The 12,912-nt window shown below is 39.7% G+C and carries 9 protein-coding genes and 1 tRNA gene; 6 read left to right on the forward strand and 4 right to left on the reverse strand.

What is annotated here, in order from left to right; all coding sequences use genetic code 11:
- Positions 1-312 precede the first annotated feature (312 nt).
- Positions 313-1,449: a 3,4-dihydroxy-2-butanone-4-phosphate synthase gene (gene ribB / locus ACJG85_RS10805; RefSeq protein WP_409677911.1), complete on the forward strand. Its 1,137-nt coding sequence runs from the start codon at positions 313-315 to the stop codon at positions 1,447-1,449.
- An 80-nt stretch (positions 1,450-1,529) separates the two neighbouring features.
- Here the strand turns inward: ribB and ACJG85_RS10810 are convergent, their stop codons facing one another.
- Positions 1,530-5,078: a fibronectin type III domain-containing protein gene (locus ACJG85_RS10810; protein WP_412476407.1), complete on the reverse strand. Its 3,549-nt coding sequence runs from the start codon at positions 5,076-5,078 to the stop codon at positions 1,530-1,532.
- 185 nt (positions 5,079-5,263) lie between these two features.
- Here ACJG85_RS10810 and ACJG85_RS10815 point away from each other — a divergent pair, with 185 nt between their 5' ends.
- Together ACJG85_RS10815 and ACJG85_RS10820 are read left to right on the forward strand one after the other, a co-directional pair.
- A complete protein-coding gene (locus ACJG85_RS10815; protein WP_412476408.1) occupies positions 5,264-8,185 on the forward strand; it encodes a sensor histidine kinase in 2,922 nt (973 codons plus the stop codon).
- Positions 8,182-8,952, forward strand: a complete 771-nt coding sequence (locus ACJG85_RS10820; protein WP_412464070.1) for a LytR/AlgR family response regulator transcription factor — start codon at positions 8,182-8,184, stop codon at positions 8,950-8,952. Before ACJG85_RS10815 ends, ACJG85_RS10820 begins: the two co-directional genes overlap by 4 nt.
- A 381-nt stretch (positions 8,953-9,333) precedes the next feature.
- Here the strand turns inward: ACJG85_RS10820 and ACJG85_RS10825 are convergent.
- From ACJG85_RS10825 to ACJG85_RS10835, 3 genes are all read right to left on the reverse strand, one after another.
- Positions 9,334-9,418: transfer RNA gene (locus tag ACJG85_RS10825), tRNA-Ser, on the reverse strand.
- 292 nt (positions 9,419-9,710) lie between these two features.
- Positions 9,711-10,121, reverse strand: coding sequence for a hypothetical protein (locus ACJG85_RS10830; protein ID WP_412476409.1), 411 nt, complete (start codon positions 10,119-10,121; stop codon positions 9,711-9,713).
- Positions 10,122-10,304: 183 nt separating this feature from the next.
- Positions 10,305-10,832 carry a helix-turn-helix domain-containing protein gene (locus tag ACJG85_RS10835; protein WP_412476410.1) on the reverse strand — a complete coding sequence of 176 codons (528 nt, stop codon included), beginning with the start codon at positions 10,830-10,832 and terminating at the stop codon, positions 10,305-10,307.
- Between the two features lie 508 nt (positions 10,833-11,340).
- Between ACJG85_RS10835 and ACJG85_RS10840 the strand changes: the two genes are divergently transcribed.
- The 3 genes from ACJG85_RS10840 to ACJG85_RS10850 all read left to right on the forward strand — a co-directional run bounded on the left by ACJG85_RS10840 (position 11,341) and on the right by ACJG85_RS10850 (position 12,904).
- Positions 11,341-11,781, forward strand: a complete 441-nt coding sequence (locus tag ACJG85_RS10840; RefSeq protein WP_412464092.1) for a hypothetical protein — start codon at positions 11,341-11,343, stop codon at positions 11,779-11,781.
- A gap of 12 nt (positions 11,782-11,793) precedes the next feature.
- The gene (locus tag ACJG85_RS10845) at positions 11,794-12,516 is read left to right on the forward strand and encodes an N-acetylmuramoyl-L-alanine amidase (RefSeq protein WP_412464093.1); all 723 of its coding nucleotides are present in this window, start codon (positions 11,794-11,796) and stop codon (positions 12,514-12,516) included.
- Positions 12,517-12,607: 91 nt separating this feature from the next.
- Entirely contained in the window at positions 12,608-12,904 is a 297-nt protein-coding gene (locus tag ACJG85_RS10850) for a hypothetical protein (RefSeq protein WP_412464094.1), read from the forward strand.
- The last annotated feature ends 8 nt before the right edge of the window (positions 12,905-12,912 follow it).

The following is a 12,912-nucleotide window of genomic DNA, read 5'->3' on the forward strand; positions in this document are numbered from 1 at the left end:
CGATTGAATATAAAGCTTCGACCTATCAACTTTACAGTTTGATGGCCTTGGTATCGAATATCGTTTTATTGGTGCTTTTCTTTTTTGAAATGACTGACACTAAACTTCTAATGGGTGTGGCCGCTGCATTAAGTCTACTACTTTTATTTGGAAGTTTCAAGTCACACCAATGCTTATCCAAACTCGGAAAAATGACACAAAACCACTACGACATACCACTAATTGTTTTACTATTGGCAGGGTTTCCGTTCTACTTCTTGTTTTACGGTTATAACAGCCTTTGGATAAAACAACACAACCACTAACACTACCATGGACCACAACACCAAAATACAACTCAACACTATAGAGGAAGCCATAGAAGACATCCGCCAAGGCAAAGTAATCATCGTGGTAGATGATGAAGACCGTGAAAACGAAGGCGATTTCTTGGCCGCTGCCGAAAAGGTAACACCGGAAATGATTAACTTTATGGCTACCCACGGACGCGGTTTAATTTGTGCTCCGCTCACCGAAAAGCGCTGCAACGAACTCGAATTGCATTCGATGGTCAAAAACAACACCGACCACATGGAAACGGCTTTTACCGTGTCGGTGGATTTAAAAGGTCATGGCGTAACTACCGGTATCTCGGCAGCCGACAGAGCAAAAACCATCTTAGCTTTGGTCAACGACGAAACGAAACCGCACGATTTAGCACGTCCCGGACATATTTTCCCCTTAACAGCCAAACAAGGCGGTGTGTTGAGAAGAACAGGACATACTGAAGCCGCCATCGATTTTGCACGTTTGGCTGGCTTTAAACCCGCTGGTGTGATTGTGGAAATTATGAACGAAGATGGTACTATGGCGCGCCTACCGCAATTGGTGGAAGTGGCAAAGAAATTCGACTTAAAACTGGTTTCTATAGAAGACTTGGTGGCCTACCGCATGCAGCACGATAGTCTGATTGACAAGAAAGAAGACTTTGAGATGAAAACCCGCTTTGGGTCGTTTCGCTTAAGAGCCTACTGGCAAAACACCAACAAGCAAGTGCATTTGGCCTTAACCAAAGGCAGCTGGAGTGCCGGAGAGCCAATCTTAACGCGCATCATCTCTACCCAATCGAACAACGACATCCTGAATTCGCTTACCGACAGCATGGATAAAAAGCTCGACGAAGTATTTAACCTTATCAACCGAGAGGAAAAAGGCGCTGTAGTGTTTATTAACAGTGAGCGCGACTCCAGCGATTTACTCAACAGGCTATCGGAACTGAAAACCATGCAAACGCAAGGCATTCTGAAAGCACCTCAAATTAAAATGGACAGCAAAGACTTTGGCATAGGTGCTCAAATCCTTCACGATATAGACGTTTCCAAAATCCGCTTAATCTCGAACACCCAACAAACCAAACGGGTGGGCATGATTGGGTATGGATTGGAGATTACGGAGTATGTAGGGTATTGATTTGGGAGTAAGAATAAAAGTTAATTCTCTAAAATAAACTCAAAATATAAAACCCGAAACGCTCGTTTCGGGTTTTTGATTTATTGTTTGATTACTTTAACGGTTTCTATACCCTCTACCGTGTATATTCTCAGATAATAAATCCCCATTGCCTGCGTTGACAAATCAATTGTAGCTTGAGCTGACATGACCTGTTGAGAGGCTACTTGTTGCCCTAAGCAATTGACCATCTCTACTTTTAAAATAATTTGTTGGGCAGCCACCGTAACCATGGAATAGGTTGGATTCGGATATACTGCAAACTTGTTTTGGGAGGTCTCACCTATATCAAGAGTATTGTCACAACTAATGGAACGAATACGATTAGCGTTTTCAAACGAACAAGCGCCATCAGCATGCAAATAATAGCGTAACACTCCGGATGTTGCACCGGAATTCCACACTAATGGCGAAAGTCCGCTAACAACTAAAGCGGTTCCTGTACTATTGGTAATGGTCAAATAGTCTGAGGTTACCGAACTGGTAAAAGTATATTGCTTGTTGGGTACTATAGTCACAGTAGTGTATTCCCCCGCACGAGCATTGTTCACAATCAATTCATTGGCACCGGTGCAAGTCGGCGTAAAAGTGGTAGCAGGATGCTGTCCGTATACCGCTGTATTGCAAAAAGTTGAAGTTCCTTGAGTAGTTACAAATCCGCCACTTATCCACGCTCCTGCTGTTGGCGTACAATTGGAACGCAACCAGAAATAATACAACGTATTAGGATTCAAACCAAACACATTTACCGTAGTTTGATTGACTACAGTTCCGGTAGGAACAGTTGAAGTGTTTGGCGCTGTAGCTGAAGTAGAAATATAATATTGATACCCATTGGCCGGAGCCGGATTAGCAGCGGTCCACAAAAAAGAAGCGGAAGTAGCTGTCGCAAAGATAATGTTGATGTTGGTCGGATCTGCACAACCGCCTTGCGTCTGACAAGCAACAAATCGAGAGCGATTGGTATCCTGACTGCCACAGGAGGCGTTGGTGTGCAAATAATAGCGAAAAACACCACTGTTAGCCGAAGAATTCCACACCAAAGGCGATACACCTTGGGCTAAAACTGTGGTGCCTGCGGCATTGGTAATCGTAATATAATCGGTAGTTACCGAACTCGAAAAGGTATAAGAGCGATTGGAAACTATAGTCACATTAGCATATTCTCCTGCCCAAGCATTGCTCACAATTAACTCCGCCGTACCGCTACAAGTTGGTGTAAAAGTAGTATCCGGAAATAATCCATAAATAGCGGTAGTACAACCATTGGCTGATAACGTGGTAAAACTACCACCGGAAATCCAAGCACTCTGTGCAGTCCCGCAATTGGCTCTAACCCAAACATAATAAACCGTTCCGGCTAACAATCCGTTTAGCGTTGCAGCAGTTCCTGTCACATTACCCGAGGGTGTAGTTCCCGCCACCGGAGCAGTAGCTGAAGTAGCCAAATAAACATCGTAGCCCGATGAAGGAACCGGAGTAGCTGCTGTCCATGAAGCTAAGGCAGAACCGGAAGTAATAGCCGAAAAAGTTATCGCAGTAGGCGCACCGCAAGAAGATGCAGTGGTCTGACAACTGATAAATCTTGAACGATTGGTATTTTGATTTCCACAATTGGCATTAGCGTGAAGATAGTAACGGAATACACCGTTATTTGTTCCGGAATTCCATGATAATGGCGATAACCCACTTGCCAAAATAGCAGTCCCGGCAGCATTTGCAATGGTGATATAATCGGTGGTTACAGAACTGGAAAAAACATAAGTACGATTCGCTAATATATTTACAGTAGCATACTCCCCTGCCCAAGTATCATTGGCAATCAACTCGGCACTTCCGGAACATGACGGGCTGAAGGTGGTATCAGGATACAAACCATACAATGCGGTAATACATGCTCCTACAGCTAAGGTTGTAAAACTACCTCCGGAAATCCAGTTACTGCCAAGACCATCACAATTCGAACGAACCCAATAATAATAGGTTGCAGACGCTGTTAAATTATTAAGTGTAGCCGATGTGGTTGTTATACTGCCATTGGGAGTCGTTCCGCTTGTTGGAGCCGTATTAGCGGTAGAAAAATAAACATCGTATAAAGACGGATTGGAAACTGAAGCCGTCCAACCAATACTGGCTTGATTCACTCCAACGTTAGTGGTAGTTAAATTAGTCGGAGGCGCACAACCGGCAGACGGTGCGCAAGAAATGGTTTTGGTACGCAAAGTAGTGCTGGTGCCGCAAGAGGAATTGGTATGAAGATAAAAACGTATGGTCTCGTTGGAAGCTCCGGATTGCCATACCAAAGGTGTTGTTCCTGTGGCATAAGAAACCGTCCCCGAAGCATTGGTAATGGTAATATAATCGGTAGTTGTCGAACTACCAAAGGTGTATTGCTTATTGGCTACTACAGCAACATTCGAATATTCGCCGGCTTTGGCATCAGTTACAATGGTCTCGGGATTACCGGTACAAGTTGGAGTATATGTGGCTGACGGATGCAAACCATACAAGGCACTATTACAATTAAATCCTTGCGGTGTGGTAAAAGTACCTCCAAACAACCAACCGGATTGTACGGTATTACAATTAGACCTTACAAAGTAATAATACGTGGTATTACTTGATAAATTATTAATGAGTATGCTGGTATTTAAAGGATAAGAAGTTTGCGAGGCATTGGGTTCTAATCCGGTTAAATTATAAGCAAACTCATAACCGTTTGATGGTGCCGGACTGGGAGCATTCCAAGTAAAAAATGCAGAATTAGCGGTGATATTGTTAACGGTTAGATTAGTGGGCTGATTACAAATTACGCTCGAGGTTACAAACTCTCCGCCTTGCATCCAAACACTGTATTGCCCGTTATAATTAGAACGCACCCAATAGTGGTAACGTTTGTTTGGATTTAAGTTAGTAACAGTAGCGGAGTTGGTAGCAGAAAATCCGGTGAAAGCCGCATCAGCGGTGTTGGTAGGCGGAACTGGTAAGCCAAAACTGCCCGGAGCTTCAATGATGTGATATTGATAATTGGCGGGAGCTGTCCCTATCCAATTCCATTGCCAACTAAACGAAACACCGTTGGTAGTCACATTCGTAACATTCAAATTTACCGGTGGAAAGCGATCTTGTAGGGAACTCATCACATAAACCGTTTTGTTTATGTTGTTAGTTTGGCAGGCTTCATTGGTATGATAATACACTCGCGCCTCACCGGTGTAATTAAAATTCTTAAAAACCAAAGGCGAGTTACCGGCAGCCAAATAGAAACCTTGATCATCTGTAATAGTGATGTAGTCCTGATAGCCTTGTTCAACATTACTGGTTTTATAGGCATAAAAGGTATAAAAACGATTGGCCAATACATTCAGCTTGTGGTATTTACCGTTAGCCGCCGAAAACAAATCAATCGTTTCTGCATCTCCGGTGTAGTTTGGCGTAAAAGCCACCGATGATACAGGATCTCCGGTGGTACACTGACTGTAGGCCGGAAGGGTTAACATCCATACCAACCATAAAACACAATAAACATCAGTAAGGGTAATTTTTTTCATAGTATTCATGTAAAACGATAAGACAAATAAACGTTGCATTTAAGAAGACTTTTTAATCTTTTAATGCTTAAAAACCAAGAGGCTAAACTATGAAGCAATGCTGTTCCAGCCTAACCGTTAAAAACATAAATAGCACATTTTTTAATCGCTTTTATGGCATAAAACTGCTACATTTGAGTATAAAATAGCTTTATATTAAATGTTTTAGAACCATATTGTTATGGATGGCTTTCGGATGGAGTTTATCACTTTCCGGACAAGAAATCTATTTTACCAATATCAACAACTCCTTAAACTTACCTTCTCAAGAGTGCTACAATGTAATACAAGACACCAACGGCTATATTTGGATAGCCACCGAAAATGGCTTGGTAAAATACAGTAAGGACAATAGTAAAATTTTTGACAAACAAAACGGACTGACGGAAAACGGGGTGTACTTTATAGAGGAAAGAAAACCGGGAGAATTGATACTACTCTCTGCCAACAATCGTATTTTAAACTTAAAGAATGATATACTTCGAGAAGAAAAAATAACCCGAAAAATTCAAAAATATCTGGCCTCTAAATTAAATGAGAATACCTTTGATATTAGCTATCTCATCAACAAAGACGATAAAGGAAATCAAATTATTAATTCACAACAAAGAACCTTACTGGTAGAGGCTAAATCAGAAAAAATAACCGACCTAACAGCTTACAATAAGTACCATTCACAAGCCTATCTTGTAATTGACAAATACAACAACCATAGCTATTTTGTGAAAAACAACACCAAATGGATTAGCGAAGTCCAAAAGAAAAAAAAACAGCTGGATTTAGCCATAGTTGGTAAAGGGAAGTCAAAAAAAATTACAATCAAATTACACAACGATACACGGTTGGATTGGCGTTCAAGAATAGTCAACAATAAGGGATTAACTTTTGTGTCTGTACACAACAACCTAATTCAAATTGATGAACAATTAAACGTAACAATCAAAACCTTTTCAAGTGTTATTTCATCTCTTTATTTAAACCCAAAACACGGATTATGGGTTGGCACTAGTTCCAATGGAGTTTATCACTTTCCAAATTACAAAAACTTAGCAACTTATACGCATGGTTTGAACGGATTGACTGTTAGCGGCACTTTGGTAGACAAAGAAGGTGGCATTTGGTGTACCACTACGGAAAAAGGGGTGTTTTATTCAGGAAACTATACTGTTCTTTACTATCCCGATAAAAAAGAACTGAACAAAAAAACCACGTTTTTAAAAAAAGTAAATGATGCTCTTTTTTTGTCTACCGAAATAGATCATTTGTGTGTATTACAAAACAATCAGTTTTACTATACCAAGCTGCTTGCTACCGGAAATACAGATATAACAGACATACTGGTTCACAAGGGTGAAAAATATATTGCCACTAAAGGTTATTTAGGCATTTTAAACAATCAATATCAGGTTGAAAAAATTATTGAAAGTCCAAAATACAAAGGTAGTTTGACCAGTTATCAACTAGATTCCTATGGCAATAACTTATATGTTTTAGGGGTTGGTGCTGCCTACCAATACAATGGAAATAAAGTAGCCATACTACCACAATCGTTTCCCTCAAAAGGAAGGTGTTTCAAGGTAATGAATGACGATTTAATTTATATTGGATGTAACGACGGATTGTATAAAATCAACCCTATTTCCAATACTCAAAAAAAGATAAAAGCAATCAATACCGCCGTTTCTAAAATCATGGTGTCGAAAGACAGTACGCTCTATTTTACCACTAAAGGTCAGGGCCTTTATAAATTGGAAAACGATAAAGCTATCCCGATTCCGATACCAAACGCAAGTTTAGTGATGACCGATTTGACGGAAGACACACATGGAACCATTTGGATTGCCGGCAACAACGGTTTAATCAAATACCAAAAAAACAAATCAAGTATTTACAAAAAGGCAAACGGATTAGTATCCAATGATATTACCCATTTGAGTATTTACCAAAACAAACTATTCGTGTCCTCGCCCGATGGTTTGTGTCAATTTCCTATTGAAACCGAACTCGAAAACCGAACACCGCCCCTATTACAACTCGCACAATTAAAAGTGAATGAGGTGGATTATCCATTTAACAAACCGCAAATCAAATTAAAGTATTGGGAAAAAAACGTGACAGTAACTTTTGATCGCTTGCATTTTAAAGCCGGAAATTTGGAGAGTTTAGTATACCAATTAGTTGGTCAGGACACCGAATTCAGAAAAAGCAATACCAACACCTTACGCTTTGAAAATTTAGTACCTAACGAGTATCAACTAATGGTTTATGCCATTAACAGCGATGGCGTAAAAAGTGAAAAGCCGATAGTACTAAACTTCAGCATTCAACCGCCTTTTTGGAAAACCGCCTGGTTCATAATATTGACAATAATTTTATTGATGGTTTTGATTTTACTAATTGTTAAACAAGCCATCCTATCGGTACAAAAAAGAGAAGCCGAAAAAACGCGCATCAACCAACTAATATCGGAATCGCAATTAAGTGCTTTGCAAGCGCAAATGAATCCCCACTTTATTTTTAATGCTATCAACGGGATTCAGAATTATATTTTAAATAAAAAAGAAGAGGAAGCCTACAGTTACCTCACTAAATTCAGTCAGCTGGTTCGTTTGGTTTTAAATAATTCAAGAAACAAAGAACTGACGCTACAGGATGAATTAGATATGTTGGCACTTTATATCGAACTGGAACAGCTTCGCTTTGACCATGCCTTTGACTACCAACTCAGCATAGCCCCAACCGTTGATCCTTACGCCATTGAAATCCCTTCAATGCTCATTCAACCTTATGTAGAAAATGCCATTTGGCACGGTTTAATGAACCTTAAAAATGAGAGAAGCGGACAGTTAAAATTAGTAATCTCCACAGAAAATAACCTCTTAAAAATAGTTATTGAAGACAACGGTGTTGGCAGGGCTAAAGCCAATGAATTCAAAACCAATGCCATCCATCACCCGGTAGGCATGCAACTGACGGAAGAACGTTTAAACATTATCAATAACGTTAGGAAAACCAACGAGGTGAAAGTGGTTATCCATGACTTAGTAAATGAAGCTCAACAAGCCATGGGCACCAAAGTAGAATTGTATTTACCCTTAGGCGTATGAATCCTATCCCAACCATAAGAACCCTATTAGTAGATGACGAAAAAAACAGCAGAGAGGTACTGTTCAAACTGCTGACCATTAAACACCCTAACCTTGAAATTGTGGGGGAAGCGGCTACTGTGGAAGAAGCCTATGAGCTGTGTGTAACGCTAAAACCACAACTTGTTTTTTTAGACATTCAAATGCCTCAGGCCAATGGTTTTAATTTGCTTAAAAAATGGACCGAAATTCCGTTTGATGTTATTTTTGTGACCAGCTTCGACCACTATGCCATAACCGCCATTAAATTCAATGCCTTGGATTATTTATTAAAACCCATCGACATTAAAGAGTTAGACGCTGCGGTTGAAAAAGTCATAAAAAACTACGCCGAAAAAACCAATCAAAACCTACAAGTAATCAATCTGATTCAGAGTTTGGATGCCAATGCCTCAGATAAAAAAATAGCGATACACAGCGGCGATAAAGTTAAAATAATCAAGAGCTCAGAGGTTCAAATTATTCAAGGCGACGGCAGGTATTGCCATCTCACACTACAATCCGGAGAAAAACTCACCACGCCCAAAAACGTAAAAGACTTTGAAGACTACTTTGGAGCAAAATCAAACTTTATTCGCATTAGTAAATCACATATGATTAATGCGTCCTTTGTTAAAAATTATTTCAAAGGCGAACCCTTTATTATCCAAATGATTAATGACGAAACTTTTGAAGTAGCCCGAAGAAAAAAATCGGAAGTATTGGCTAAAGTGATGCGCCAAATTTAAAACTACCGGGATTGAGTTTTACGGTGTTTTTATCGTTGAGTTGTTTTGTGAGGCACTTCATTATAAAGCTAACCTTTTGAGTATTACAATGGGGATTACCCATGGTGATCCCGATGGGAGAACCTTGCAAAGCAAAACCTTAACGCCTTTGAAAAAGGCGTTGGTTTTTTGTTTCCAAAAAATAAGTGACTGAACAAGATACCATCACTTATCAAAAGAAAGGGATTACCTTGGGTGATCCCAGTGGAGGAACCTTGCAAAGGAAAACCAAAGGCTGTTGCACAGCCTTGTTTTTTTATTTTCTAAAAGTACTCAAAAGTAAACTTTTGGCACTTTTAGAAAACAAAAAAACCTTCAAGTAAACTTGAAGGTTTTCCTTTGCGGAGAAAGAGGGATTCGAACCCCCGGACCTGTTACAGTCAACAGTTTTCAAGACTGCCGCAATCGACCACTCTGCCATTTCTCCAATAAATATGTGCCTACTTGCGTAATGCGGATGCAAATATAACAACCTTTTTCTTTTTCCAAAACGATTTTAGGTAAAAAATAAAGATATTTTTTTGAGTAGTAGCTATATCGTTAATGCTGTGCCGGTTAGAATCAATTATACTTGTCCGGTATCTTAGCCATGAGTTCCCTAATCATAGAACTACTCATGTCTTAAAGCAAAAAAAATCCTCAGTCAACTAGTCCAAAGGGCTTATATAGAAACAAAAAAGTTGCCCATCGGACAACTTCTCTCTTAAAAAAATTACAGCTTATAGCGCAGCTTTCCTTGCCTCAATGGTCGCCATGAAAGCATCAATTTCAGCTATCTCCTGCTCTACCCTGCCTAAATCCATTTGTTTTTCCAGTAAGGCAACTACTCCGTAACTCTCAACTCTACCTTCCAACAAGAATTTTTTATACTCCAATCTTGTTTTTTTGTCTAGGGCTTCATCCTTAATGGGCCCGTCGGGTAAGATGGCTATGTAGCTGTCCACTGCGGCTAATTCGGCTATAACACCTTGCAATTGGGTAGCTATTTCTACCGAGGTTTCAGCGTAACGATCGGTTAATCGCTCTACCGATAACTTTCTGAAAGTTAAATCGGCTTTCTCTTTTTGGGCCAAAGATAACAATACGTCGCAATCGGCCACTTGTGTCAAATTCTGAACTGAGTAATTCATAATATAAAAAATTTAAAGTTATATTTTCCATCTTACAAACTGCTTGCCATTATTTGACAGAAATAACTTATTTAATTTAACTTTAACACATTTACCCTCAAAAACATAACGATATAAACCTATAAAAAAACCACTTCAACTATTACTATTGTTGACTTGTTCCGGATAAAATCAAAAAAATAATTATTTTGAAATCTCCATAGCTTCATTTAAAATTTTGGCTTCCGCTTGCAATGTAGCCAACTTAATTTGACATTGCAGTAGTTGAGCCAAACCTGTTTGGGTCATTTTTTTATGGGCTTTGTTTTCGAGGCTTTTTAAAAATCCTTGGTACACTTTGCTGTCATCAGCATTTGCTTCTTTTAATTGTGCCACCAATTCGAGTATCTTAAGTTGGGCCGCATAAGTTTGTTCCATCTTGGTCAAAATACGGGACATGCGTAACTGCCGGAAGGTGTTTAGTTTGAGTTGGCGTTCTATCCAGTGTTGCTTTAGTTGTTCTTGTTGGGCGAGTAAGGGTAAGACTGTCGGTGCCGACTTCCTTTGCTGGGCCTGGTCTACCATAGCAGTAAGCAAGACCTTAGCGGATAACGGCAAATCTCTTTGTCCCAACTCGTACATCGAGAGCTGACTGCGGGAGACTTGCAATAACCGAGCGGCCTCTCGCTGATTCAATCCTAATAAATCACTTATAATGCTTTCCTTTTTCATAATCTTTTTTTGTGGCCAACTTTGTCAAAACAAAAATTTTGCCACAGTTTTGTGGCCAATTTTTTCTAAATGTTTTTTTTGGCCACAAAACTGTGGCATTTTTTTCAAAAAGTATTTTTTGGCCACAACTTCACAGCATTGCATTTCATCGTTACTATTTGATTTTCAAAGATAAAAGCAGCACTTATTCACCTCAACCTATTTTTTTTATTATCTTTAACGTATCGATTTTTCGATGTTCAAATACCACCACATTTTAAATTCCTATGACCAACCCGCTCCTTTGGGTTTTGGTTATGGTTTGTAGTGAAACTTTTAAAACTATATAGGTATGAGAACAAAACTTCTATTGACTCCCATTGTGCAGCTTTGCCTGCCATTCTCTTTTTAACAAAAGCAAGCTAAAAAGGTACTCCGCAAGAGTATGTAACTTATTGCATTTATAATCTTTTTTTACCCGTAAGCTGAAAAGGGAGAACAGAGTAAGCACCACTTAATTTTAATTCATATGACAAATAATTTATACGAGGTTATTACCACCATTGTAGCCGGTGGCCTATTAGGTACCTTAGGACAAGGCATCAGAATGGCCATCGGTTTAAAAAAGTTATCGGATACCAATGCCCTAAAGTCCGATGTAGACAAGACCGATGTCAACGGCACACGCTTATTATTAAGCCTTTTTATCGGATTCGTAGCCGGTGCTTTATTCCTGCTCGTCAAAGGCGTTGACGATATTAATAACAAAGAGTTTTTATTCTCGGTCATCGCAGCAGGCTATTCGGGTGCCGACTTTATCGAAGGTTTTTTCAATACCCAAGTAGCTAAAATTGGTGCTGCCTCTGGAGCAACTGCTAAAACCGTCGTAACTGCTACAGCACCACTCGACACTACGCCGGCATCTTTTCCGAGCGAGGAACGCGATGACGAACCAACTACAAATCTTTAAATCGGCCGTATTATGTTTCCCATTACAGAACTCTTCATCAGCGGTCACAACCGACCTTACCGTAAACTAGACGGTTTAAAAGCCATCATCCTGCATTGGACGGCCAACACTAATCGTGGTGCCAACGCCCGAGCCAACCGCAACTATTTTAACTCCAAACACTACGATGCCAATGGCAACGTGATTTATGCTTCGGCCCATTACATCGTTGATTCTACCAGCATCGTACAATGCTTGCCCGACAACGAAGTAGGCTATCATGTAGGAGCCAAAGCATCACGCTATACCGATATTGCCAAACGTATCATGGGTGGCAGCGGCAGTCCCAACTATGTAACCATAGGCATTGAAATGTGTGTAAACAGTGATGGCAACTTCGACATTACCCGAGCCCAAACCATCGAACTCACTCGTATGCTGGCCAAAAAGTACAACATTACCCGAGAGAATGTACTGAGACACTATGACATTACCCGGAAAGATTGTCCCCGCATGATGCTCGACGAGACCATTTGGAATACCTTCCTCGATGAAGTGTTTTCCGAAGCTGCCGTAATCAACCGCTACAGGGTTAATGTGGCCCAGCTTAACGTAAGAGCCGGTGCCGGTACTCAATTTGCCATTAAACGAAAACTAACTATGGGCGATATGGTGACCGTGCAAGACAAAGTAGGCATTTGGTACCAAATTGGTCCGGAAGAGTTTGTGCATTCGGATTATTTGGTGAAGGGTTGAAAGTATCGATAAGTTAAAATCAAAAAACAATATAAAACCTCAGTAGCCGAAAAGAGGTATTAGAGTAGGCATAAAATTAAATTTAGAAATTATGGGAAGTATTAGAATAAAAGTAGATGTTAAAGGAGGAATTGTACCTGTTCCTATTTTGGTATTCATTGACAAAGTCAATAGTAGCCATGACACCAGTATTAAAAGAGATAAGTCTTTTAATGAAACATTCACTGTTGATAGCGGAGAATACAATGTAATTGTTTCAGGAGAGAATCCAGTCAATGGACAAACAGATGTTGAGGTTACTTATACAGATAATAACGGAAAATCTAGTAGTAAAAGTTACAATATTAAAATACCAATATATTCCAAAATCTTTAAAGTTTTAATTTAAAACAGAAT

Origin of the sequence: Flavobacterium mekongense (assembly GCF_047038255.1) — a bacterium.
Lineage (GTDB): Bacteria > Bacteroidota > Bacteroidia > Flavobacteriales > Flavobacteriaceae > Flavobacterium > Flavobacterium mekongense.

What these genes read in the sequence shown, in the direction of transcription:
- ribB (WP_409677911.1), top strand. Translation starts at nt 313, where the DNA reads ATGGACCACAACACCAAAATACAACTCAACACTATAGAGGAAGCCATA.
- ACJG85_RS10810 (WP_412476407.1), bottom strand. Translation starts at nt 5,078, where the DNA reads ATGCAACGTTTATTTGTCTTATCGTTTTACATGAATACTATGAAAAAA.
- ACJG85_RS10815 (WP_412476408.1), top strand. Translation starts at nt 5,264, where the DNA reads ATGGCTTTCGGATGGAGTTTATCACTTTCCGGACAAGAAATCTATTTT.
- ACJG85_RS10820 (WP_412464070.1), top strand. Translation starts at nt 8,182, where the DNA reads ATGAATCCTATCCCAACCATAAGAACCCTATTAGTAGATGACGAAAAA.
- ACJG85_RS10830 (WP_412476409.1), bottom strand. Translation starts at nt 10,121, where the DNA reads ATGAATTACTCAGTTCAGAATTTGACACAAGTGGCCGATTGCGACGTA.
- ACJG85_RS10835 (WP_412476410.1), bottom strand. Translation starts at nt 10,832, where the DNA reads ATGAAAAAGGAAAGCATTATAAGTGATTTATTAGGATTGAATCAGCGA.
- ACJG85_RS10840 (WP_412464092.1), top strand. Translation starts at nt 11,341, where the DNA reads ATGACAAATAATTTATACGAGGTTATTACCACCATTGTAGCCGGTGGC.
- ACJG85_RS10845 (WP_412464093.1), top strand. Translation starts at nt 11,794, where the DNA reads ATGTTTCCCATTACAGAACTCTTCATCAGCGGTCACAACCGACCTTAC.
- ACJG85_RS10850 (WP_412464094.1), top strand. Translation starts at nt 12,608, where the DNA reads ATGGGAAGTATTAGAATAAAAGTAGATGTTAAAGGAGGAATTGTACCT.